Genomic DNA, 21,954 nt, shown 5'->3' with positions numbered 1-21,954 from the left:
CTGCACCGCGGCGCCGAGCCGACCCCGTCGTGACGGGGCTGCGCGCCCTCGTCAGGTCAGCCCGGTAGGTTTCCGGCATGGAAGAACGGCTGATCGGCGGCAGGTACCGGGTGACCGGGACCCTCGGGCACGGCGGGATGGCATCGGTCTACCGCGCCGTCGACGAGCAGCTCGGTCGAGAGGTCGCCGTCAAGCTCTTCCGCATCGGACCCGTCGACCACGGTGAGCGTGCGCGCGCCGAGGCCGAGATCCACGTGCTCGCCGGCCTCCGCAGCCCGAACCTCGTCACCCTGTTCGACGCGGCCCTCGACGACGTCGACGGCGACTCGTTCCTCGTGATGGAGCTCGTCCCCGGCAGCGACCTCGCCACCCGTCTCCGCGAGGGTCCGCTCGACCCGACGACCACGGCCCGCGTGGGTGCGCAGGTCGCCGAGGGGCTCGCCGCGGTGCACGCCCAGGGCATCGTGCACCGTGACGTGAAGCCCGCCAACGTCCTCCTGGAGCAGGACGGCGAGCACGTCAAGCTCGCCGACTTCGGCATCGCGCTGCTCCGCGACGCTGCCCGTGTCACCGGCACCGGCACCGTCATCGGGACGGCCGCGTACCTGGCTCCCGAGCAGGTCCTCGGCCAGCCCGTCACCGGCGAGGCCGACGTGTACGCACTCGGCCTCATGCTCCTCGAGGCCCTGACCGGCAAGCAGGCGTTCCCGGGCAGCGCGGTCGAGGCCGCCACCGCCCGACTCGCCCGAGCGCCCGAGATCGACCAGCACCTGCCGACGGCGTGGCGCACGCTGCTGCACGTCATGACGGCGCAGCACCCGGAGGACCGTCCGTCCGCCGCCGAGGCTGCCGCACGCCTCCGCGCACTCGGCAGGGACGAGGTCGCGCCCGCCACCCAGCTCCTGCCGGGAGGCCCGGGGGCAGTCACGCGCGCCGCCGCCGGCGCCGGGGTGGCCGGTGCAGCCGCCGCCGGCGCAGGTGCCGCATCCGCGGACGAGGCGACGCGCGCGATGCCGGTGCATGGAGCCTCCCGCCCGGACGACGCCACCCGGCGGCTCCCGACCCAGTCCCAGCCGGGGCGGAATGCGGACGACGACGTGGCCACCACGGTCCTCGGGACGCCGGGAGCCGCAGCAGCCGGTCCGGGTGGCGCCGGTGGTCGTGCGGGCGGGCCCGCTGCTCCGGCCCGGCCGCTCGCCACGGACCCCGACGAGCCCCGGCGGAAGCGCTGGGTGGTGCCGCTGATCGTCCTGGCGGTCCTCGTGGTCGCCGGCATCGTCGTCGCAGCCCTCGCGTTCAACCGTGACGACACCACGTCACCGAGCCCCAGCGAATCGACGCAGCAGACCGCACCGGCCGACGACCAGCCGAGCTCCGAGCCGTCCGACGAGTCCAGCGAACCCGCCCAGCAGCAGCCGAGCCAGCCGGCCGACCAGCCGTCGGACCAGCCGAGCTCCGAGCCGACGCAGGAACAGCCGTCCGAGGAACCCTCGGAGCCGTCGGACGAGTCGAGCGAGCCCACCGACCAGCTGCCGACGACCGCACCGGTGCCGGGCAACGACACGACGCTGCCCGTGCAGGACCCGCTGGACACCGGGGTGGACACGACCTCGCAGCAGGGCCCGGCCGACAGTGGTCTGGGCGGGGCGACCGGTCCCGGGAAGTCCGGAGACGCACCGGGCCACAACAGATGACGAGGCTGACCTGCCGTCCACCTGGGCGGAGCACACTCGACCCATGTCGATGAGTGCACCGTTCGATCCCCAGCAGCAGGGCAGCGACGTCCCCGTGGACGGCTCCGACCAGGACGAGCTCGAGGTGGAGGAGTCGCGTGCGGCTCCCCCCGCTGACGAGCCGTCCGGGGCGGACGTGTCCGGCGCCGATGCGATCGGCGACTCCGGGGACTCCCCGGTCCGACACGACGACGAGGACGCGGCCGGCGGCGGCCCGGTGTTCCGGACCCCGCATCCCGGCGACCGTCTGCACCCGGGCGACCTCGGCGACTGACCAGCGCACGTTGCGCGGACTCCCGGGTCGGCCGGGCATGCTCGTCGGATGTCGATGAGCAGTGCGTTCGACCCGTCAAAGGGTCTCGCCATCCCCGAGGAGCAGGCCAGCGGCGACGGGCTCGAGCTCGACGACGACCCGGCCGCGCTCGGGATCCGGTTCGAGGTCGTGTCCGGTGGGTCAGCGGACCCCGCGGCAGCGCTGCCTCCGCGTGAGCCCGACGAGGACGACGCGCCAGCGCCCTGAGTTCTGCGCCGACGCGTCGTCCGCGGTGGGACCGCCCACTCAGGGGACGGTGTGCCCCGCCGCCGTGAGCACGCGGTACCACTCCTCGCGGCTGAGTTCGACGTCGGACCCGGCGGCCGAGTCGCGCACACGCTGCGGGTTCGTCGTGCCGAGGACGACCTGGAAGTGCGCGGGGTGCCGGGTGATCCATGCCACGGCGATGCCGGTCGGGGTGACCCCGTTGGCGGCTGCCAGCTCCTCGAGCACGTCGTTCAGCTCGGCGTACTGCTCACGGTCGCCCAGGAAGACGCCGTCGAAGAAGCCCTTCTGGAACGGGGACCAGGCCTGCAGCGTCACGTCGTTGAGACGCGAGTAGTTGAGGATGTCGTTGTCGCGGTCGATGGACTGGTCGAGCCCGCCCATGTTCGCGGTGAGGCCCTGCGTGATGACGTTCGCGTGTGTGATGCTCAGCTGCACCTGGTTGAACGCGAGCGGCTGCCGCACGGACTTCTTCAGCAGCTCGACCTGCCCCGGGGTGTGGTTCGAGACACCGAAGTGGTGCACCTTGCCGGCGGCGTGCAGTTCGTCGAACGCGCGGGCCACTTCCTCCGGCTCGACGAGGGCGTCGGGGCGGTGCAGCAGCAGCACGTCGACGTAGTCCGTGCGCAGGGCGGTGAGTGACTCCTCGACCGAGGACAGGATGTGCTCGTACGAGAAGTCGAAGTACGCGCCGTGCTCCGTCGGCCGGATGCCGACCTTCGTCTGCAGCTGGATGTCGGCCCGCTCGGAGGACGACAGCGTCACCGCCGAGCCGAAGCGCTCCTCGCAGCCGTGCCAGACGCCGTACACGGCAGCGTGGTCGAACATCGTCACGCCCGCATCGCGCGAGGCCGTGTAGAGCGAACGGATGTCCTCGTCGCTCATGTCGTTGATCCGCATCATCCCGACGATCACGTCGGAGGCGGTGAGGTCCGTCTGTGGCAACTCCAGTGTCTTCACCCCACCGATCCTGCCAGCGGCCACCCGTGTGAGCCAGGCCCTGGCCGTACCCCCGGGGGCGCTCCCCGACCGCGACCACCGCACCGGGCCACCCGTCCCGCCGCCCCGTACCCTGGACCGGTGCGTGACGACCTGCTGCCCGTGCTCGCGTGCCCGGTGTGCACCGAGCCGCTCGCCCGCACCGCCCCGGGGCAGGCCGGTTGCCGCAACGGGCACCGGTACGACGAGGCCAAGCAGGGCCACCTGACGCTCCTGCCCGTGAAACGTCGAGCGCTCACCGCGGACACCCCGGAGATGGTGGACGCGCGGCTGCGTTTCCTCGGTCGCGGTCACTACGCGCCGGTCGAGCGGGCGCTCACGAGCGTGGTCGCCGACGCGACCGCACCCGGCGTGGTCCTCGACGTCGGCTCCGGCCCGGGCACGTACCTCGCGCACGCGCTCGACGGCACGCCCCACGGCGATGCTGCCGGGAGGCTCGGGGTCGCGTTGGACCTCTCGGCCGTCGCCATCCGCCGCGCGGCACGCATCCACGCGCACGTCGGTGCCGTCGTCGGGGACGTGACCGAGCGCCTCCCGGTCGTCGACCACGCCGCAGCCGTCGTGCTCGACGTCTTCGCGCCGCGCAACCAGCACGAGTACGCCCGGGTGCTGCACCCCGGAGGCGTGCTCGTCGTCGTCACGCCCCGGGTCGGACACCTGGCGGAACTCGCGGCGGCCACGATCAGCGTGGACCCGGAGAAGGAACGCCGGCTGCACGACAGCCTGAGGCCCGCGTTCACGCTGCGCTCGACCGAGGACCTGACCTGGACGATGGAACTCACCGCCGAGGACGTGCACGACGTGGTGCACATGGGGCCGAGTCACCACCACGTGGCGGCGGACACGGTGTTCTCGCCGGAGACGGTGACGGCAGCGGTGACCGTCAGCACCTGGACGCCCGCGCGCTGAGCGACGAGCGTCGGACTCGACCGGGGTCAGCGCGGACGGGTGCCGGGTTCCGTGTCGTCGGGTGTCGGCCACGGTTCGGCCGGACCGCGCTGCGTCGGCCAGCCCTGCCCGGGAGCGCCCGGGTACGGGGCGCCCTGTGTCGGCCGGCCCTGTGCCGGCCAGCCCTGTGCCGGAGCGCCCGCTGCGGGCCAGTTCGGCGCCGGCGTGCCTGCCCCCGCGTACGCGACCCATGCCCACGGCGCCCGTTCGGCGAGCCAGGCCTCGAGATCGGGGTAGCCGATGGCGATCGACACCGTGTCGAACAGCACTGTCCCCTCCGGGTCGCGCGCCTGGATCCCGCCGTACGGGCCGGTCCAGGGGCGGATCGACGCGATGGCGGTGTGGTGCACCTCGCGTTCGGTCCGGAAGCCCTTCCGGACGATCAGCCGGTCCGGCAGCGCATCGATCCGCGTCCGTGCCAGGGCGCTGGCGAGCAGGACGAACGCGACCCCGCCGAGCAGAGCGACAGTGCCTGCGATGCCCATCGGCAACGCGTCCGGGTCGTCCGTGGTCGAGGCCGCACCGAGCAGCAGCACGCCGCCGAGGACGATGACCAGGATGCCGATGGTCCGCAGGACGACCCGCTGCCACCGTCTCGGCCGCACGGTGAACAGTGCGTCCGGGGCCGCCCCGGCGAGCACGCGCTGGTGCTTCCGCTTCCGGTCCCCCCGGCGGATGGCCGACGTCACGACCACCGGGACGACGGCGGCGATGACGAAGGCGATGGTCACGGATGTGATCGTGGTCCCCATCCGGTCAGCGTACGGATCGACGGCGGTCGCGTCCGGGACGTACCGCCGTCGATCCGCGCCGCCGTCGGTCGTCAGTGCTGCTGCTCAGCCGGCACGTCGAGGGCCCACACCACACCGAAGCGGTCGCGCAGCTGGCCGGCCAGGGGGGACCACGCCGACGGCCCGAGCGGCTGTCGCACCTCGGCACCCTCCTGGAGGCCCGCCCACACCGAGCGGATCTCGTCCGCGTCCGTGCCGCTCAGGTAGACGTACGAGCTGTTCGTGCCCTGGTCGTACGGCTGTCCGGGCCACACGTCGAACGCCATGACCCGGACGCCGCTCACCGAGGTCACCTGGCCCCAGACGACGCGGTCCGCCCACGCCGGGTCCGCGACGGCGCCGCTCTGTCCGTACGTCACGACGACGGGCTCGGTGCCGAGGGCTGCGCTCCAGAACGCCAGCGCCGCGGCGGCCTGTCCGTCGAAGTTCACGTGGGGGATGGTGGTGATGGTCATGTCGACTCCTCGTCGTCGGTGCGAGCGCCGGTCGGCCTCGTCCCGAGCAGCATCGCGGCAGATGCGGTCAGATCCTGTCCGCTCCTCCTGGCATGCTCGGGGTCATGCCCGCTCCGTCCTCCCGACTGCTGTCGCTGCTGTCCCTGCTGCAGGTCCGCCGGGAGTGGTCGGGCAACGACCTCGGCAGGCGGCTGGACGTCAGCCCGCGGACCGTGCGACGGGACGTCGACCGTCTGCGGGGACTCGGGTACCGGGTCGACGCACTCCGTGGCCCGGCCGGCGGCTACCGGCTCTCGGCCGGGTCGGACCTGCCGCCGCTGCTGTTCGACGACGACCAGGCCGTGGCGATCGCCCTCGCTCTCGCCGTCGCGCCGGCTTCGGGCGCGGACATCGCCGAGGCCGCAGCACGTGCGCTCACGACCGTCCGGCAGGTGATGCCGTCCCGCCTGCGGCACCGGATCGACGCCGTCCAGGTGGTCACCACGCCCGGAGCCGTCGTCGTCGACCCCGCGGTGCTGGTCGCCGTCAGTGAGGCAGTACGGACCCGCACCGTCCTGCGCTTCGGCTACATGCCCGCCTGGCCGCCGGGAGCGGAGGACGACCGGCCACCCCGCCGGGTGGAACCACACGCACTCCTGGCGCGGGCCGGCCGCTGGTACCTGCTCGCGTGGGACACCGAAGCGGTGGACTGGCGCACCTACCGGGTGGACCGGATCGCGCCCAAGGTGCCCACGGGCCTCCCGTTCGTCCCCCGGGCCGTCCCGGGCGGCGACCCGGCGGCGTTCGTCGCAGCCCGCTTCCGCGGCGCGGACGGCACGGTCGGTACGGGTGGTGCCGGTGGTGGTGGCTCGGCCTGGCCGTGTGTCGGGACGGCGGTGCTGCAGGTGTCGGCGCACGCCATCGCCCCGTACGTGGCCGAGGACGCCGTCCTCGAGGACCTCGGCGACGGCACCTGCCGACTCACGACCGGCTCGTGGTCGTGGACTGCGCTCGCAGCGGTCTTCGCCGGCTTCGACGCCGACTTCGCCGTCACCGCGCCCGCGGCCCTGCGGGACGCGGTCGTCCGGGTGGCCGCGCGGCTCGCTGCGGCCGGGACTCGCGGAGCAGGACCGGCATGACGGGCAGCGCGCTGCGGTCCGACTCCTCCAACCAGGGGACTCCATCGCTGGCGCCGTCGACCTGCTGGACGTGCGGTCCAGGGTCGATGATCAGGTCATGACTGCTCGCCGCGGGATCGACCTCGCCGCTGAACTCCGACAGGTCCATGCCCACTGGACGCCACGGGTCGTCGGGCGGGTGAACGAGCAGTACTCGAAGGTCGCGAAGCTGCTCGGTGAGTTGGTCTGGCACGTCCACGACGCCGAGGACGAGATGTTCCTCGTCGTCTCCGGCCGGCTCCGCATCCAGCTGCCCGACGACCAGGAGGTCGTGCTCACGCCCGGTCAGTTCCACGTCGTCCCCCGAGGAGTGCAGCACAACCCGATCGCGGACGAGGAGGTCGAGATCGTCCTCATCGAGACCGTCACGACCGCGCACACCGGTGACGTCGTGGTCGAGGGCACCGTCCCGGTCGAGGACCAGGTCGACGACTTCCGCTGAGGCCGGCTCGGAGCCGTTAGCGCTCCGCACGTGTCGCCCAGCCGGGCGTCAGGGAACCGTGAGGACCGGCCTGGAGGCCCGCCCCCGGACGCAGCATCGGTACCGCACCACAACCGGTGCGGTCCACGGCGTCTGCCGCGGGCACCTCGATCTCCAGGAGTCCCACGTGTTCGACGTCTTCGTCGTCGCCGGTGTCCTCGCCGTGTTCGGCGTGGTGGCACTGATCGCCAAGGGGGTGGAGCGGCTGTGATCGCGATCACCATCGCCGCCGCCGTCCTCGGCATCGCCGCTGTCGTGTACCTCGTCTGGGCGCTCGTCCGCCCCGAGCGGTTCTGATGGGCGCCGCGCAGACCTGGGCCGGCATCGCCCAGGTCGCCCTCGTCGTGCTGCTCCTCGTCGTTGCACACCGGCCGCTCGGCGACTGGATGGCCCGCGTCTTCACGAGCACCCGCCACGGCCGCGTCGAGCGAGGGGTCTACCGCCTGATCGGCGTCGACCCCGACGCCGAGCAGTCGTGGGCCGCGTACCTGCGCGGCGTGCTGCTGTTCAGCGTCGCCGGGCTGCTGCTCGTCTACCTGCTCCAACGCATCCAGGTGGTGTTGCCGGGCGACCTCGGGCTTCCCGCCGTGGGACCGGCGCTCGCGTTCAACACGGCGGCGTCGTTCGTGGCGAACACGAACTGGCAGTCGTACTCGCCCGAGGCCACCCTCGGGTACACCGTGCAGATGGCCGGTCTGGCAGTGCAGAACTTCCTGTCGGCGGCCGTCGGCCTGGCGGTCGCCGTCGCCCTGGTCCGCGGGTTCGCCCGGCGGCGGTCCGGCACGCTCGGCAACGTCTGGGTGGACGTCGTCCGCGGCACCGGCCGGCTGCTCCTGCCGCTGGCCTTCGTCTCCGCGCTCGTGCTCGTCGCCGGCGGGGTCATCCAGTCCTGGGGTGTCGGGACCGACGTCACGACGCTCACCGGCGGCGCGCAGCACATCCCGGACGGCTTCGTCGCCTCGCAGGAGGCCATCAAGGAGCTCGGCACGAACGGCGGCGGCTACTTCAACGTCAATTCCGCGCACCCGTTCGAGAACCCGCAGGCCTGGACGAGTCTGTTCGAGGTCTTCCTCATGCTCGTCATCCCGTTCTCGCTGCCCAGGACCTTCGGGAAGATGGTCGGCGACACCCGCCAGGGCACCGCCATCGTCAGCGTCATGAGCGGCATCTTCCTGGTGTCCCTGTCGGCCATGTCGCTCGCCGAACTCGCCGGTGGCGGAGCCGCGACCCACGCCGCCGGTGCCGCCATGGAGGGCAAGGAGGTCCGCTTCGGCATCCTCGGCTCGACGCTCTTCGCCACCGCGACGACCTCGACGTCCACCGGCGCGGTGAACGCCATGCACGACAGCTTCACCCCGCTCGGCGGCATGATGGCGCTGGTCAACATGATGCTCGGCGAGGTCACCCCCGGCGGTGTCGGCTCCGGCCTCTACGGCATGCTCGTGCTCGCCGTGATCACGGTCTTCATCGGCGGGCTGCTCGTCGGCCGCACGCCGGAGTACCTCGGCAAGAAGATCCGCGCCAAGGAGATGACCTTCGCCGCGCTGTACATCCTGGTCACCCCGACCGTGGTGCTCACCGGTACGGCCCTGTCGCTCCTGATCCCCGGCGTCCGCGAGCAGGTGCTCGGCACATCGCTGTTCAACCCCGGCAACCACGGCCTGTCCGAACTGCTCTACGCGTTCACCAGCGCCGGCAACAACAACGGCTCGGCGTTCGGCGGCCTCACCGCGAACACGACGTGGATGAACTCCGCGCTCGGCGTCGCGATGCTGCTCGGCCGCTTCGTGCCGATGGTGTTCGTCCTGGCGCTCGCCGGGTCGTTGGCCGCACAGGACAAGGTGCCGGCGACCGTCGGCACGCTGCCCACGCACCGGCCGCTGTTCATCGTGCTCCTCGGCGGCGTGGCCGTCATCGTCACCGCACTCACGTACTTCCCGGTGCTCGCACTGGGCCCGCTCGCAGAAGGACTGTCCTGATGACCACCCTGACTCCCGAGACGGAGCAGCACACCGCTGAGCAACCGGGCCGACGCCCGTCGGCCTTCGGACCTCGCCAACTGGCGGCGGGCCTCCCGGGTGCGTTCCGCAAGCTGGACCCCCGGCTGATGTGGAAGAACCCGGTGATGTTCATCGTCGAGGTGGGCGCCGCCCTGACGACGGTCACCGCCGTCGTCGAGCCCTTCACCCGGTCGGGAGGCGCGTCCGACTCCGGCGCGCCCGTCCCGTCCTCCTTCACCATCGCTATCGCCGTGTGGCTCTGGCTGACGGTCGTGTTCGCGAACCTGGCCGAGTCCGTCGCCGAGGGGCGCGGCAAGGCGCAGGCCGACACGCTGCGCAAGACCCGCTCGACGACCACGGCCCGCCGTGTCGTCGGCTACTCGGCCGCCGATCCGGCCGCGCTCTCCGCCGACACCGAGGACGTCGCCTCGGTCGACCTGGCGAAGGGTGACCACGTGGTGGTCGTCGCCGGCGAGGTGATCCCCGGTGACGGAGACGTCGTCGACGGCATCGCCTCGGTCGACGAGTCCGCCGTCACGGGCGAGTCGGCCCCGGTGATCCGCGAGTCCGGCGGTGACCGCAGCGCCGTCACCGGGGGTACCCGGGTGCTGTCCGACCGAATCGTGGTGCGCATCACCTCCACTCCGGGCGAGACGTTCATCGACCGGATGATCCGCCTCGTCGAGGGTGCTGCCCGGCAGAAGACGCCGAACGAGATCGCGCTGAACATCCTGCTCGCGTCGCTGTCGATCGTCTTCGTGATCGTCTGCCTCACGCTCCAGCCGATCGCCGGGCTCGTCGGCTCGACGGTCAGCATCACGGTGCTCATCGCGCTGCTCGTCTGCCTCATCCCGACCACCATCGGGGCGCTGCTCTCCGCGATCGGCATCGCCGGCATGGACCGGCTCGTGCAGCACAACGTCCTGGCCATGTCCGGTCGCGCGGTCGAGGCCGCCGGTGACATCACCACGCTGCTCCTCGACAAGACCGGCACGATCACGTACGGCAATCGACGGGCCTCGCGGGTCGTCCCGGTGCCGGGTGTGAGCGAGGTCTCGCTCATGGAAGCGGCGGCGCTGTCGAGCGCTGCCGACGGGACACCCGAGGGCCGCTCGATCGTGGACCTGGCGCTCGCCGCCGGGGTCTCCACGTCCCTCCCGGCCGGTGGGGTCGAGGTGCCGTTCACCGCGCAGACCCGGATGTCCGGCGTCGACCTGCCCGACGGGTCCTCGGTGCGGAAGGGCGCCGCGGCCGCAGTGCTGGCCTGGGCGGACACCGGCGACGGCGGTGTTGCTGCCGCCATCGACGCGACCGTCGCGGAGATCTCCGACCAGGGCGGCACCCCGCTCGTCGTCGGCCGCCGCGACGCCTCGGGCGCGGTCCAGCTGCTCGGCGTCGTGCACCTCAAGGACGTCGTCAAGGACGGCCTCGCCGAGCGGTTCACGGAGCTGCGGAGCATGGGCATCCGCACCGTCATGATCACCGGCGACAACCCGCGCACCGCCAAGGCCATCGCGGCCGAGGCCGGCGTCGACGACTACCTCGCCGAGGCCACCCCGGAGGACAAGCTCGCGCTGATCCGCCGGGAGCAGGAGGGCGGCAACCTCGTCGCGATGACCGGCGACGGCACGAACGACGCCCCGGCCCTGGCGCAGGCGGACGTCGGGGTGGCGATGAACACCGGGACGACCGCGGCGAAGGAGGCCGGCAACATGGTCGACCTCGACTCGGACCCGACGAAGCTCATCGACGTCGTCCGGATCGGCAAGCAGCTGCTCATCACCCGTGGTGCGCTCACCACGTTCTCGATCGCCAACGACATCGCCAAGTACTTCGCGATCATCCCGGCGATGTTCCAGCTTGCGTTCCCGGGACTGGCGGCCCTCAACATCATGGGGCTGCACTCTCCGGCGTCGGCGATCCTGTCGGCGATCATCTTCAACGCGCTCGTCATCGTGGCGCTCATCCCGCTGTCCCTGCGTGGCGTGCAGTACCGCGCGGCCTCGGCGTCGTCGATCCTCGGCCGCAACCTGCTCGTCTACGGGCTCGGCGGCGTCATCGTCCCCTTCATCGGCATCAAACTCATCGACCTCGTCGTCGGTCTCATCCCGGGGTTCTCGTCATGACTTCCACTCGCTCCTTCCTCCGCTCCAGTGGTGTGGCCGTCCGCCTCACCGTCCTCGCCACCGTCGTGCTCGGCGTCGCCTACCCGCTCGCGGTGTGGGGCGTCGGCCAGGCGGCCTTCTCCGACCAGGCGAACGGCTCGATGGTCACCGACCCGTCCGGCAAGGTCGTCGGGTCCTCCCTCATCGGCCAGTCCTTCACCGGGAAGGACGCGGACCGGTGGTTCCAGTCCCGCCCGTCGGCCGCCGGCGAGGACGGGTACGACGCGAACGCCTCGTCCGGGTCGAACCTCGGCCCGTCGAACCCCGACCTGACCAAGGCGGTCGAGGAGCGCCGGGCCGCGATCGCGAAGGCCGACGGGGTGCCCGCGTCCGAGGTCCCGGCGGACGCGCTGACGGCCTCCGGTTCGGGACTCGACCCGGACATCAGCCCCGAGTACGCGCGCCTGCAGATCGCCCGAGTAGCGTCGACCCGTGGCCTGTCGGAGTCGCGCGTACGTGCCCTGGTCGCGTCGCACACCGAGGCTCGCCAGCTCGGCGTTCTCGGTGCTCCCACGGTCAACGTCCTCGAGCTGAACCTGGCCCTGGCGCGGACCGCGCCCTGATCGTGACGCGCTCACTCCGACCCCTCCTCGGCTCGCTGCTGCCCTCCCGGATGGTGGAGTCCGTGGAGGAGGTCGGGGTGACACGCCAGGAGCTCCGTCAGCCTCTGCGACCGGGAACACGGCCGCCGGGCCGTGCTGGCGAGGTGGTCGATGAGCACGACCGAGCGGTACGGACTCCGGACCGGCGCTCCGGCCAGCCGCTCCACGAGGTCTGTCGGTCGCCGGTAGTGCGGCGTCGGGACGCCGAGGGGTCGACCCCAGAGTCGGGCGTGGTGCGCGCAGCAGTTCCGGACGTGGGTGATGTGCTGCAGGGTCGCGCGGAAGGTGGGCTGCGGCATGCGGAACGACCGGGACACCTGCTCCTGGAGCCGGGGGACGACCGCGCCGGCGGTCCGGGACAGCGTGCCGAGGCTGAGCTCCTCGGCCAGGACGGCGAAGGGGAGGTCGTCGAGCGGACGATCGCGCAGGTCGGCGTCGTGCGACTGCGCCAACGCGTGCGCGAACCGAGCTCGCAACGTCCCGACGGGGGCTCGTGGGCGGAACGAGCGGTGCTCGAGGTGCCAGAACGCTCCGGCCGTCTCGGTTCCGGCCTCGTCGAGGCGCCCACGGAGCGCGAGCTCGATCCGCTCGATCAGGGACAGCAGGACGGCTCGCAACTCGCCGTCGAACTCCTGGAGCCGGTCGACGGCAGCATCGGACGTGGGGAGCTCGTGAGCGCGCAACGCCTGCCGGAACTGCTCGTGTCGGTGGACCGAGACGGCGAGCGGGTGGTGCGACATGTGGCTCCTGAGGACGACGGATGATCGTGATCTCGGGCAAGCCGGCAGCAACTACAGCGCAGGGAACATCATGAGCAATGAAAAGTCCCGCCGGTTTGAGGAAGCGTGAGCTCGAGCCTTGGCGGGAACGATTGACACCAACATATCAGTGAATGGCCGTGCCGTCAACGTCGAACACGAGAGGATGAGCGCGTGAAGCGAGGGAAGCTGCGAGTGCTGCTCGGTGCCGCCCCCGGCGTGGGCAAGACCTACACGATGCTCGAAGAGGGACGCCGGATGGCCGACCACGGCCGCGACGTGGTCATCGCCGTCGTCGAGACCCACGGCCGCGCCGCCACCGCCGCACTGGTGGACGGGCTCGAGGTCGTCCCGCGCCGGGCGGTCGAGCACCGCGGGGTCGCGCTCGACGACATGGACCTCGACGCCGTCCTCGCCCGACGCCCCGAGGTCGCCCTGGTGGACGAACTCGCGCACTCGAACGCCCCCGGCAGCCCGCACGAGAAACGGTGGCAGGACGTCGAGGCACTGCGGGCTGCGGGCATCGACGTCATCTCCACCGTGAACGTGCAGCACATGCAGTCCCTCGGCGACGTCGTCCGCGAGATCACCGGCACCGTGCAGCGTGAGACCGTCCCCGACGCCGTGGTCCGCGCCGCCGACCAGATCGAGGTCGTCGACCTGTCCCCGCAGGCCCTCCGCGACCGGCTGTCCGACGGGCTCGTGTACCCGGCCGCCCGGATCGACGCGGCCCTGTCGAACTACTTCCGCCTCGGCAACCTCACCGCCCTCCGCGAGATCGCCCTGCTCTGGCTCGCCGACGAGGTCGACGACGCGCTCAAGCGCTACCGCGCCGAACACGGCATCGCGAACCGGTGGGAGACCCGGGAGCGCGTCCTCGTCGCCCTGACCGGCGGCCCCGAGGGTGAGACCCTGCTCCGCCGCGGCGCCCGCATCGCCGCCCGCTCGGCCGGCGGTGAGCTCGCCGCCGTGCACGTCACCACGAACGACGGTCTCCGCGAGCGGCATCCCGGCGCCCTCGGCAGACAGCGTGCCCTGCTCGAACAGCTCGGCGGCACCTACCACCAGGTGGTCGGCGACGATGTGCCCACCACCCTCGTCCGGTTCGCCCGCTCCGTCGACGCCACGCAGATCGTGATCGGCATCAGCCGTCGCAGCCGACTCGTCGCCGCCCTCACCGGCCCGGGCATCGGCAGCACCGTCATCCGCGAGTCCGGCGACATCGACGTGCACGTGGTCACGCACGAGCGCGCCGGCGGTGGCCTGGCCCTGCCGAAGCTCGGCGGCAGCCTGTCCCGCTCCCGGATCGTGGCCGCGTTCCTGCTCGCCCTGGTCGCCGGACCCGTCCTGACCTGGCTCCTCAGCCTCACCGACGACCCCGACTCGATCACCGTCGACGTGCTCGCCTACCAGCTGCTGGTGCTCGTCGTCGCCCTGATCGGCGGCATGCTCCCCGCCGTGTTCGCCGCCGTGCTGTCCGGCCTGAGCCTCGACTTCTTCTTCGTCCGACCCCTGCACCAGGTCACCGTCCAGCAGCCCTGGCACCTGTTCGCGCTCGTCATGTACGTCGTCAGCGCGGTGCTCGTCAGTTTCGTCGTCGACCGATCGGCCCGACGCTCCCGCACCGCACGCCGAGCCGCGGCCGAGTCCGGGCTCCTCGTCGGGATCGCCGGCAGCGTGCTCCGCGGTGACGACGCCCTCCAGGCCCTCGTCGAGCGCACCCGCGAGGCCTTCGGCTTCGCCGGCGTCCGCGTCCGCCAGGGCGACGAGGTGCCGGCCACGTCGGGGGCGTTCGGGGACACGCCGGACGCGGCCACGAGCCTCCCGTCCGGTGCCGTCCTGGAGTTCGCCGGCGCACCCGACGACCCCACCCAGCGGCGGTTGCTGCGCGTCGTCGAGCAGCAGCTCGACGCCGCCCTGGAACACCGCGCGCTCACCCGCACCGCCGTCGACGCCGAACGGATCACAGCCGTCGACCGGGTCCGGAGCGCCATCCTCGCGGCCGTCAGCCACGACGTCCGGCGACCGATCGCGGCCGCCTCCGCCGCCGTGCAGTCCCTCCGCGCGCGGGACGTCCGGCTGGGCGAGGCCGACCGGGAGGCCCTGCTCGCGACCGCCGACGAGAGCCTCCGTCAGCTGGCGGTGCTGTTGGCCGACCTGCTCGACGTCAGTCGGGTGCAGGCCGGGGTGCTCGCCGCCGCCCCCGTGCCGACGTCGCTCGACACGGTCGTCGCCCCCGCACTCGACGAGCTCGAACTCGGCCCGGAGGACGTCGACCTCGACCTGCCCGCCGAGCTGCCGCCCGTCCTCGCCGACCCGGTGCTCCTGCAGCGCGTCGTGGTGAACCTGCTGGCGAACGCCGTCCGGTACTCACCGGACGGGGAGCGCGTCCGGATCGCGGCGAGCGCCTTCGCCGGCGGCGTCGAGCTCCGGGTCGCGGACCGTGGGCCGGGCATCCCCGAGGACCGCCGCGAAGACGTGTTCCAACCGTTCCAGCGCCTCGGGGACACGGACAACGACACCGGACTCGGACTCGGCCTGGCGCTCGCGCGCGGGTTCACCGAGGGCATGGGCGGCACGATCGAGGTCGATGACACCCCCGGCGGTGGCCTCACCGTCGTGGTGCGCCTGCCGATCGCGGGACACCTGGGAGTGGTGGGCAGATGAAGGTCCTGATCGCGGACGACGACGTGCAGCTGGTGCGGGCGCTCGCCGTGACGCTCGGTGCGCGCGGGTACGAGGTCGTCACCGCCCGCGACGGTCGCGCCGCCATCGACGCCGTCATCACCGAGCGGCCGGACATCGTGATGCTCGACCTCGGGATGCCGCGGCTGGACGGCATCGGGGTGCTCGAGGGCATCCGCGGGTGGTCGCAGGTCCCCGTGCTCGTGCTGTCCGGGCGGACGGACTCCGGCGACAAGGTCGACGCCCTGGACGCCGGGGCCGACGACTACGTGACGAAGCCGTTCCAGATGGACGAGCTGTTGGCGCGACTGCGGGCGCTCGGGCGGCGGCGGGCACCGGCGGCCGGGGAGGCCACGCCGACGATCCGGATCGGCGACCTCGTGGTGGACCTCGTCGCCAAACAGGTCACCGCTCCCGACGGTCCGGCGATCCGGTTGACCCCGACCGAGTGGCGGCTGCTCGAGGTCCTGGTGACGAACCCCGATCGGCTGCTGACGCGCGAGATGCTGCTGACGGAGGTGTGGGGGCCGACGCACGGCAACGACTCCGGGTACCTGCGGCTGTACATGGCGCAGCTGCGGCGGAAGCTCGAGCCGGAGCCGTCGCGCCCGCGGTTCCTGGTGACCGAGTCGGGGATGGGCTACCGGTTCGCACCGGCCGGCTGATCCGACGCGGCGGCGCTGCTGCTGTCTTGCCGGCACCGCGTCCGCCGGTTTCGCTGGTGCCGTTCGGCCGAGCACAACCGTGTCCTGCTCGCACCGCGGCATCCCGTGGTTCGAGCGGGATGCTGTTGGGCGGTGACATCCGGCGACCGTCCGGCCGCCGCGGACCGCCCGTGCGCCGCTCAGCCGGCGTGGGCGTGCGCCGCGAGCTCCGCGCGGGTCCGGGCACCGTGCTTCCGGAGCAGGTTCGCCACGTGGTACTTCACCGTGTTCACGGAGATGCCGAGCCCGTCGGCGATCTCCCGGTTGCCGACGCCGGTCGCGACGAGCCGCAGCACGTCGAGTTCGCGGGGAGTCAGGTCGGAGTCCTCGGGTCCCGGAGCGGAGGCGACAGGCGGGTCGAGCGGCACCGTCACGTCGATCACGGACCCCCACCCGGGCGTCGAGTCCACCCGCATCTGCCCGGCGAGCGCCGCGACACGTTCGGCAATCGGTCGCATCGCGTCGTCCTGCACGTCGTGCGTCCCGGCACCGTCGTCGCGGAGCTGCATGAGCAGGTTCCGGCCGTCGCAGTCCCACTGGATGCGGACGCGGTTCGCCCGCCCCTCGTCGACCAGGGTCAGCACCGCGGTCCGGACCACGGCCCGGGCAGCGTGCGCGACGTCCCCGGGCAGCGCACGTCCGTTCGCGGGGGGTTCGACGAACTGCACGTCGAGGTCACCGAACCGGACGAGGGGTCGCAGGTCGGCACGGAGGCGCGAGAACGCCCCGGCGACGGGCTCCAGCAGGACCTCGCGCTGCCGGTCCGTCGACGTCCGCAGGTCCACGAGCGCGGCCGACGCGATCTCGACCGCCTCAGCCCGGGCCGCGGCGTCGCCGACCCGGGGCGAGCGGAGCACCGCCAGCACGGACTCCAGCGTGAGCGTGTGTCGGTCTGTCCGGTCCGCGAGGAGGCGAGCGTGCTCGGCGGGGGTGATCCGGGCCTCCCGGCCGTGCTGCGTGTCCATCCGGACGAACCTACCCGCCCTGCCCAACCGTGGACAGGGAGCCGTTCGAACGGGTGGGGCGCCCGCCGTGTCGGGTAGCGGCGTGTCCAGACGTCGACGCGCATGCTCGTTGTATGTCCCAACAGACGCTCGCCGCCGCGCTCGACCTCGTCAGTCACGAACTCGACGACCTCGTCGACGGGGTGGCCGAGGGCGACCAGGGCGCCGCAGACCGGGCGCTCGACCTGCTCGACGGTGCCGAACGCGTGTTCGTGCACGGCGCCGGACGGTCCGGGCTCGCGCTGCGGATGACCGCGATGCGGCTCATGCACCTCGGCCTCGACGTTCACGTCGTCGGCGAGGTCACGACTCCCGCGATCGAACCGGGCGACGTCCTGCTCACCGCGAGCGGTTCCGGGACCACCGGCAGCATCGTGCAGGCCGCACGGACCGCGGTGGACGTCGGCGCGACGGTCGTCGCCGTGTCGACCACGTCCTCGTCGCCGCTCGCCGAGCTGGCTGAGGTCACCCTCGTGCTGCCGGCAGCGACGAAGACCGACCGATCCGGCACCGCATCGGCCCAGTACGCCGGCAGCCTGTTCGAGCAGGGCGTCGTCCTGCTCGGCGACGCGCTGTTCCACGCGCTCTGGCAGCGCAGCGGACACTCCGCCGACGACCTCTGGCCGCGGCACGCCAACCTCGAATGACCCCTCCGGAAGGAACCACCATGCAGCTCCAGTTCGCCATCGACACCCTCTCCACCGAGACCGCCCTCGAACTCGCCGCCGCGGCAGCCCCGCACGTCGACATCCTCGAGCTCGGCACCCCGCTCGTGAAGAGCGCCGGCGTCGCTGCCATCACGGCGATGAAGGAAGCCCACCCGGACAAGATCGTGTTCGCCGACCTCAAGACTATGGACGCCGGTGAGCTCGAGGCCGACATGGCGTTCCAGGCTGGCGCTGACCTGGTCACCGTGCTCGGTGTCGCCGGGGACAGCACCATCGTCGGTGCGGTCGCTGCGGCGAAGAAGCACGGCAAGGGCATCGTCGTCGACCTGATCGGCGTCCCCGACAAGGCCGCCCGTGCCCGTGAGGTGACCGAGCTCGGCGTCGAGTTCGTCGAGGTGCACGCCGGCCTCGACGAGCAGGCCGAAGAGGGCTTCACTTTCGACACGCTCCTCGACGAGGGCAAGGCCTCGGGCGTGCCGTTCTCGATCGCCGGCGGTGTGAAGGCCGCCACGGTCGCCTCGGTCAAGGCCGCGGGTGCCCGTGTCGCCGTCGCCGGCAGCGCGATCTACAGCGCCTCGGACGTCGGCGCTGCCGCCGCCGAGATCCGCGCCGCGATCGACGCCGCGTAGTCCTCTCCACAAGACTCAACGTGGGCGGCCCCACGCAGCGGTACTCCGCTGCGTGGGGCCGCCCGCGTTGCGTTCCGCGGGGACCGCGGCAGCGCCTCGGGAGCCGGGAGGCCCGTGGCCGGCTCAGCCCTTCGGCTGACCCGGCACCACCGTTCGGCCGATGTCGCCGTCCCACCGCGCTGCCTACCGTGGAGCCATGACTTCGGGGTGGGATGCGTGGGGGCAGGACGACGACTGGGAACGGTGGACGGCCAGGCCGCCCCGGGCCGAGCGCGGAACGGTGGAGCGGGCCGAACGCCCGTCCCGTGAGCTGGCGCACACGCTGGCCGTCGCCACGAGCGTCGGCGTCCTGCTCTGGGTCGCCGGTCTGGTCGCGGTCGTGCGACATGCCGAGGCCTGGGGCGTCCCGCTCGGCGGTGTCATGCCGGGAGCCGACAGCGGGGCGTCGCCGGACCAGTTGGACCACATCCGTGGGGTGTGGGGAATGCTGCAACTCACGACGCTGCCGGTCATGGTCGTCCTGTTCGCCTCCGCAGCGTGGTCGGCCCGCCGGCGTCGGATGCGCTGGAGCCCCGTGGTGGCCATGGTCCTCAGTGCCGCCGGCGTGCTGGTCGGGCTCGGACTCGTGGCACAGGGCATCGAGACCTGGGCGCTCAGCCGCTGACCTTGCCGCAACACGCCTCTGTCCCGTCGAGACGCCGCCGAGCGGGCGGGACGCCGCGAGATCTGGCGGCGTCTCGAGCGCAAGAGGGCGTCTCGGGCTGACCGGGGCGTCTCGCCACCCACTTCAGCGCCGGTTCAGGCCGCCCCGCCATGCTCGGACGATGCGCGTGCTGGTGGTCGACGACGAGGTGCGGCTCGCCGAGGGCATCCGCAACGGGCTGCAGGCCGAGGGGTTCGCCGTCGACGTCGCCCACGACGGGGTCGACGCGCTCTGGTACGCCCGTGAAAACCCCTACGACGCCATCGTCCTCGACCTGATGATGCCCGGCATGAGCGGCTGGAAGGTGTGCGAGGCCCTCCGCACCGAGGAGAACTGGACCCCGGTGCTCATGCTCACCGCCAAGGACGGCGAGTGGGACCAGGTCGACGCCCTCGACGCCGGTGCCGACGACTACGTGACCAAGCCGTTCTCGTTCCCGGTGCTCGTCGCGCGTCTCCGTGCGCTCGTCCGGCGGGGGTCCCGGGAACGCCCCACGGTCCTCCAGGCCGGTGACCTGCGTCTGGACCCGGCGGAGCGACGGGTGTGGCGGGGCGACGTCCTGCTCGACCTGACCAGCCGGGAGTTCACGGTCCTCGAGTACCTCATGCGCCACCCCGGCCAGGTGCTGTCGAAGCGCGACGTCATCGCCAACGTCTGGGACGACGACTTCACCGGCGACCAGAACATCGTCGAGGTCTACGTCGGTCACCTCCGCCGCACGGTCGACCGCCCGTTCGGCCGGAACGCCATCGAGACCGTCCGCGGGGCCGGGTACCGCCTCGACGTCGACGGTGGTTGAGCGCCCGCCCCGTCGCCCTCGCCGACCCGTCTCCATCCGGGCGCGGGCGACGGGAGGCGCGGCCCTCGTCGTCCTCGTCGCCCTCGTCATCGGGGCGGTCGCCTTCGTCGGCGTCCTGCGGAGCTCGCTGTCCGACGGTGTCCGGTCGTCGGCGGAGCAGACGCTCGACGGCCTCGCCACCCGGGTGGAGGCCGACGGCCCCACCGCCGTGGAGGCGGAGGACGACGACGTGCTGGCCCAACTGCAGGACGGCGACGGCCGGGTGCTGGCCCGCGCCGACGACACTCCCACCCGGCCGCTCGACACCGCCGAGCAGTCCCGCACCCGGCACGACGGCGACCGGTGGCTGCTCGTCGCCGACGACGTCGACCTGCCGGGCGGCGGGGAGGGGGTCCTGGTCGTCGGCGCTCCCCTCGAGGACGCCGACGCCGCCGTCCGGACCGTCAGCGTGCTGCTGCTCGTCGCGGTCCCGGTCGTCGTGGCACTGATGTCGCTCGTGACCTGGTTCGTCGTCGGCCGTGCGCTCCGTCCGGTCGACCGCATGCGCCGCGAGGTCGACGACGTGGAGGGCACGAACCTGCACGCCCGCGTCGACGAACCGGGGTCCGGGGACGAGGTCGACCGGCTCGCCGCGACCATGAACCGGATGCTCGGACGGCTCGAGGCGTCGCAGCAGGCGCAGCGGCAGTTCGTCTCCGACGCCTCGCACGAACTCCGCTCCCCGCTCGCGACGATCCGGCAGCACGCCGAGGTCGCCCGCGCCCACCCGGATGTCACCGGCACCGCGGACCTCGCCGACGTCGTGCTCGACGAGGGTGCCCGGCTGCAGGAGCTCGTCGAGTCGCTGCTCCTGCTCACCCGCGTCGACGAACGCGGACGCGACCGGGACCGTGCGGTGGACCTCGACGACCTCGTGTTCGCCGAGGCGTCCCGGCCGCGCTCGGCGCAGGGCGCGGCCATCCGGGTCGACGTGTCCGGTGTCGCCCCCGCGCGGGTCAGCGGTGACGACCGGCTGCTCGGACGGGTGGTCCGGAACCTGGTCGACAACGCCGTCCGGCACGCCGCGGACGCGGTCGTCGTCGCTCTCCGGACCGACGGTGGTGGTGCGGTGCTCACCGTGGACGACGACGGGCACGGCGTCCCCGAGGCTGACCGGACCCGGGTGTTCGAGCGCTTCGTGCGACTCGACGAGGGCCGGGCGCGGGACGCCGGCGGATCCGGGCTGGGGCTCGCGATCGTCGACGCCGTCGTCCGCGGGCACGGCGGCAGCGTGACGGTGTCGGCGGCGCCCGGCGGGGGAGCGCGGTTCACGGTGCGGCTGCCGCTGCTGCAGGACTGAAGCGGCGACGTCCGGCTGTCCGGGCGTCGCCCCAGGTCGCTTCAGGTCTGCTTCAGTGCCCGTTGCCCAGGGTGGGCACATGCAGACCACGAAGAAGACCACCACCCGCCGCATCGCGCTCCTCACCGCACTCCCGCTCGTCGGGGCCCTGGCGCTCGCCGGCTGCTCGTCCGACGACGACGACCGCGACGCCGCACCGGCAGCCTCCGCTCCGGCAGCCGCCGCGACCGAGGGCAGCACCGGTGCCAGCGCCTCCACCTCCGGCAGCGCCGCCGGGAACGACGCCCTCATCGCCGCCGCCGGGACCGCCCGGAAGGCCGTCGGCTCCGGCACCGTGACGTCGATCGAGCAGGAGGCCGGCGGTACCTCGTGGGAGGTCCTCGTCGTCACCTCCGACGGCGACGAGCAGGAGGTCCACGTGGACGCCGACGGCCAGCGCACCACCGCGGGCCCGACGAAGGAGACCTCGGACGCCGAGGACGTCACGGAGAACGAGCGGTTCGTCGGTGCCGCCGACCTCTCGGTCGCGCAGGCCGCCTCGACCTTGACGAAGACCGTCTCCGGCACCGTCACCGAGCTCGGCCTGGACGACCACGCGGGCGCGGTCGTCTGGGAGGGCGACGTCCTCGGCGGTTCCGGCAGGACGCACAGCGTCCGCATCGACGCCGGCAGCGGCAAGGTCGTCACGAACACGGTCGACACCGACGACTGACCCCGCCGGCGCGAGCCGGGCCCGCGACCTGCACCGATGCGTCGGACGGGGTGCGATGCGGTCGGGCGAGCGGCGTGGTGGACG

The 21,954-nt window shown here is 72.6% G+C and carries 24 protein-coding genes; 19 read left to right on the top strand and 5 right to left on the bottom strand.

All coding sequences use genetic code 11. From position 1 onward, the window contains the following. Positions 1-77 precede the first annotated feature (77 nt). Genes DEJ25_RS01470 through DEJ25_RS01460 form a run of 3 tightly spaced genes read left to right on the top strand, consistent with a single transcriptional unit; the run spans position 78 to position 2,253 of the window. Positions 78-1,694, top strand: coding sequence for a serine/threonine-protein kinase (locus tag DEJ25_RS01470; RefSeq protein ID WP_111043542.1), 1,617 nt, complete (start codon positions 78-80; stop codon positions 1,692-1,694). A gap of 43 nt (positions 1,695-1,737) precedes the next feature. Further along, positions 1,738-2,007, top strand: a complete 270-nt coding sequence (locus DEJ25_RS01465) for a hypothetical protein (protein WP_111043541.1) — start codon at positions 1,738-1,740, stop codon at positions 2,005-2,007. A 48-nt stretch (positions 2,008-2,055) separates the two neighbouring features. Continuing rightward, positions 2,056-2,253 carry a hypothetical protein gene (locus DEJ25_RS01460; protein WP_110903628.1) on the top strand — a complete coding sequence of 66 codons (198 nt, stop codon included), beginning with the start codon at positions 2,056-2,058 and terminating at the stop codon, positions 2,251-2,253. Positions 2,254-2,292: 39 nt separating this feature from the next. Here the strand turns inward: DEJ25_RS01460 and DEJ25_RS01455 are convergent, their stop codons facing one another. Then, positions 2,293-3,231 (bottom strand): aldo/keto reductase family oxidoreductase, encoded by a 939-nt coding sequence (locus DEJ25_RS01455; protein WP_111043540.1) that lies wholly within the window; start codon positions 3,229-3,231, stop codon positions 2,293-2,295. A gap of 120 nt (positions 3,232-3,351) precedes the next feature. Here DEJ25_RS01455 and DEJ25_RS01450 point away from each other — a divergent pair, with 120 nt between their 5' ends. Continuing rightward, positions 3,352-4,179, top strand: a complete 828-nt coding sequence (locus DEJ25_RS01450; protein WP_111043539.1) for a putative RNA methyltransferase — start codon at positions 3,352-3,354, stop codon at positions 4,177-4,179. A gap of 26 nt (positions 4,180-4,205) precedes the next feature. Here the strand turns inward: DEJ25_RS01450 and DEJ25_RS01445 are convergent, their stop codons facing one another. Next, complete coding sequence (locus DEJ25_RS01445) at positions 4,206-4,970, bottom strand: hypothetical protein (protein ID WP_111043538.1); 765 nt, start codon at positions 4,968-4,970, stop codon at positions 4,206-4,208. A gap of 71 nt (positions 4,971-5,041) precedes the next feature. Then, a complete protein-coding gene (locus DEJ25_RS01440; protein WP_110903632.1) occupies positions 5,042-5,464 on the bottom strand; it encodes a VOC family protein in 423 nt (140 codons plus the stop codon). Between the two features lie 104 nt (positions 5,465-5,568). Here DEJ25_RS01440 and DEJ25_RS01435 point away from each other — a divergent pair, with 104 nt between their 5' ends. The 7 genes from DEJ25_RS01435 (at position 5,569) to kdpC (ending at position 11,830) form a co-directional block, all read left to right on the top strand. Continuing rightward, positions 5,569-6,582 (top strand): YafY family protein, encoded by a 1,014-nt coding sequence (locus DEJ25_RS01435; protein ID WP_111043710.1) that lies wholly within the window; start codon positions 5,569-5,571, stop codon positions 6,580-6,582. 97 nt (positions 6,583-6,679) lie between these two features. Continuing rightward, on the top strand, positions 6,680-7,063 hold the full coding sequence (locus DEJ25_RS01430) for a cupin domain-containing protein (protein WP_111043537.1): 384 nt from the start codon (positions 6,680-6,682) through the stop codon (positions 7,061-7,063). A 58-nt stretch (positions 7,064-7,121) separates the two neighbouring features. Further along, complete coding sequence (locus tag DEJ25_RS16345; protein WP_111236908.1) at positions 7,122-7,313, top strand: hypothetical protein; 192 nt, start codon at positions 7,122-7,124, stop codon at positions 7,311-7,313. After that, entirely contained in the window at positions 7,310-7,399 is a 90-nt protein-coding gene (locus DEJ25_RS01425; RefSeq protein ID WP_111043536.1) for a potassium-transporting ATPase subunit F, read from the top strand. Before DEJ25_RS16345 ends, DEJ25_RS01425 begins: the two co-directional genes overlap by 4 nt. Then, positions 7,399-9,081, top strand: a complete 1,683-nt coding sequence (kdpA, locus tag DEJ25_RS01420) for a potassium-transporting ATPase subunit KdpA (RefSeq protein WP_111043535.1) — start codon at positions 7,399-7,401, stop codon at positions 9,079-9,081. Before DEJ25_RS01425 ends, kdpA begins: the two co-directional genes overlap by 1 nt. Further along, complete coding sequence (kdpB, locus tag DEJ25_RS01415; protein ID WP_111043534.1) at positions 9,081-11,228, top strand: potassium-transporting ATPase subunit KdpB; 2,148 nt, start codon at positions 9,081-9,083, stop codon at positions 11,226-11,228. Before kdpA ends, kdpB begins: the two co-directional genes overlap by 1 nt. Then, complete coding sequence (gene kdpC / locus DEJ25_RS01410) at positions 11,225-11,830, top strand: potassium-transporting ATPase subunit KdpC (protein WP_111043533.1); 606 nt, start codon at positions 11,225-11,227, stop codon at positions 11,828-11,830. Before kdpB ends, kdpC begins: the two co-directional genes overlap by 4 nt. An 11-nt stretch (positions 11,831-11,841) precedes the next feature. Here the strand turns inward: kdpC and DEJ25_RS01405 are convergent, their stop codons facing one another. Continuing rightward, complete coding sequence (locus DEJ25_RS01405) at positions 11,842-12,609, bottom strand: Abi family protein (RefSeq protein ID WP_111043532.1); 768 nt, start codon at positions 12,607-12,609, stop codon at positions 11,842-11,844. A gap of 192 nt (positions 12,610-12,801) precedes the next feature. On the opposite strand from DEJ25_RS01405, the gene DEJ25_RS01400 reads away from it, so the two are divergent. Both DEJ25_RS01400 and DEJ25_RS01395 read left to right on the top strand, forming a co-directional pair. Continuing rightward, a complete protein-coding gene (locus DEJ25_RS01400) occupies positions 12,802-15,294 on the top strand; it encodes an ATP-binding protein (protein WP_111043531.1) in 2,493 nt (830 codons plus the stop codon). Then, the gene (locus DEJ25_RS01395) at positions 15,291-15,977 is read left to right on the top strand and encodes a response regulator (RefSeq protein WP_111043530.1); all 687 of its coding nucleotides are present in this window, start codon (positions 15,291-15,293) and stop codon (positions 15,975-15,977) included. Before DEJ25_RS01400 ends, DEJ25_RS01395 begins: the two co-directional genes overlap by 4 nt. A gap of 179 nt (positions 15,978-16,156) precedes the next feature. Here DEJ25_RS01395 and DEJ25_RS01390 read toward each other — a convergent pair whose 3' ends face one another. Continuing rightward, on the bottom strand, positions 16,157-16,981 hold the full coding sequence (locus DEJ25_RS01390; RefSeq protein WP_110903640.1) for a LuxR C-terminal-related transcriptional regulator: 825 nt from the start codon (positions 16,979-16,981) through the stop codon (positions 16,157-16,159). 113 nt (positions 16,982-17,094) lie between these two features. On the opposite strand from DEJ25_RS01390, the gene hxlB reads away from it, so the two are divergent. The 6 genes from hxlB to DEJ25_RS01360 all read left to right on the top strand — a co-directional run bounded on the left by hxlB (position 17,095) and on the right by DEJ25_RS01360 (position 21,870). Beyond that, positions 17,095-17,667 (top strand): 6-phospho-3-hexuloisomerase, encoded by a 573-nt coding sequence (gene hxlB / locus DEJ25_RS01385; protein ID WP_111043529.1) that lies wholly within the window; start codon positions 17,095-17,097, stop codon positions 17,665-17,667. A 20-nt stretch (positions 17,668-17,687) separates the two neighbouring features. Beyond that, positions 17,688-18,317 (top strand): 3-hexulose-6-phosphate synthase, encoded by a 630-nt coding sequence (gene hxlA, locus DEJ25_RS01380; RefSeq protein ID WP_110903642.1) that lies wholly within the window; start codon positions 17,688-17,690, stop codon positions 18,315-18,317. A 196-nt stretch (positions 18,318-18,513) separates the two neighbouring features. Further along, positions 18,514-18,981: a hypothetical protein gene (locus DEJ25_RS01375; protein ID WP_146236721.1), complete on the top strand. Its 468-nt coding sequence runs from the start codon at positions 18,514-18,516 to the stop codon at positions 18,979-18,981. 160 nt (positions 18,982-19,141) lie between these two features. Next, positions 19,142-19,819, top strand: coding sequence for a response regulator transcription factor (locus DEJ25_RS01370; protein ID WP_110903644.1), 678 nt, complete (start codon positions 19,142-19,144; stop codon positions 19,817-19,819). Next, positions 19,812-21,158, top strand: a complete 1,347-nt coding sequence (locus DEJ25_RS01365; RefSeq protein ID WP_258366179.1) for a HAMP domain-containing sensor histidine kinase — start codon at positions 19,812-19,814, stop codon at positions 21,156-21,158. Before DEJ25_RS01370 ends, DEJ25_RS01365 begins: the two co-directional genes overlap by 8 nt. Before the next feature lie 79 nt (positions 21,159-21,237). Then, complete coding sequence (locus tag DEJ25_RS01360) at positions 21,238-21,870, top strand: PepSY domain-containing protein (RefSeq protein WP_110903645.1); 633 nt, start codon at positions 21,238-21,240, stop codon at positions 21,868-21,870. Positions 21,871-21,954 lie beyond the last annotated feature (84 nt).

It is taken from the genome of Curtobacterium sp. MCPF17_011, from assembly GCF_003234145.1.
Classification (GTDB): Bacteria; Actinomycetota; Actinomycetes; order Actinomycetales; family Microbacteriaceae; genus Curtobacterium.
Note: the sequence above shows the minus strand (reverse complement) of the source record. Positions and strands in the feature narration are given on the sequence as shown.

Coding starts and splice junctions, on each gene's coding strand:
- DEJ25_RS01370 (WP_110903644.1), top strand. CDS start 19,142: ATGCGCGTGCTGGTGGTCGACGACGAGGTGCGGCTCGCCGAGGGCATC.
- DEJ25_RS01375 (WP_146236721.1), top strand. CDS start 18,514: ATGACTTCGGGGTGGGATGCGTGGGGGCAGGACGACGACTGGGAACGG.
- DEJ25_RS01360 (WP_110903645.1), top strand. CDS start 21,238: ATGCAGACCACGAAGAAGACCACCACCCGCCGCATCGCGCTCCTCACC.
- hxlB (WP_111043529.1), top strand. CDS start 17,095: ATGTCCCAACAGACGCTCGCCGCCGCGCTCGACCTCGTCAGTCACGAA.
- DEJ25_RS01390 (WP_110903640.1), bottom strand. CDS start 16,981: ATGGACACGCAGCACGGCCGGGAGGCCCGGATCACCCCCGCCGAGCAC.
- DEJ25_RS01470 (WP_111043542.1), top strand. CDS start 78: ATGGAAGAACGGCTGATCGGCGGCAGGTACCGGGTGACCGGGACCCTC.
- DEJ25_RS01445 (WP_111043538.1), bottom strand. CDS start 4,970: ATGGGGACCACGATCACATCCGTGACCATCGCCTTCGTCATCGCCGCC.
- hxlA (WP_110903642.1), top strand. CDS start 17,688: ATGCAGCTCCAGTTCGCCATCGACACCCTCTCCACCGAGACCGCCCTC.
- DEJ25_RS01395 (WP_111043530.1), top strand. CDS start 15,291: ATGAAGGTCCTGATCGCGGACGACGACGTGCAGCTGGTGCGGGCGCTC.
- DEJ25_RS01405 (WP_111043532.1), bottom strand. CDS start 12,609: ATGTCGCACCACCCGCTCGCCGTCTCGGTCCACCGACACGAGCAGTTC.
- DEJ25_RS01440 (WP_110903632.1), bottom strand. CDS start 5,464: ATGACCATCACCACCATCCCCCACGTGAACTTCGACGGACAGGCCGCC.
- DEJ25_RS01460 (WP_110903628.1), top strand. CDS start 2,056: ATGTCGATGAGCAGTGCGTTCGACCCGTCAAAGGGTCTCGCCATCCCC.
- DEJ25_RS01465 (WP_111043541.1), top strand. CDS start 1,738: ATGTCGATGAGTGCACCGTTCGATCCCCAGCAGCAGGGCAGCGACGTC.
- DEJ25_RS01435 (WP_111043710.1), top strand. CDS start 5,569: ATGCCCGCTCCGTCCTCCCGACTGCTGTCGCTGCTGTCCCTGCTGCAG.
- DEJ25_RS01430 (WP_111043537.1), top strand. CDS start 6,680: ATGACTGCTCGCCGCGGGATCGACCTCGCCGCTGAACTCCGACAGGTC.
- kdpB (WP_111043534.1), top strand. CDS start 9,081: ATGACCACCCTGACTCCCGAGACGGAGCAGCACACCGCTGAGCAACCG.
- kdpC (WP_111043533.1), top strand. CDS start 11,225: ATGACTTCCACTCGCTCCTTCCTCCGCTCCAGTGGTGTGGCCGTCCGC.
- kdpA (WP_111043535.1), top strand. CDS start 7,399: ATGGGCGCCGCGCAGACCTGGGCCGGCATCGCCCAGGTCGCCCTCGTC.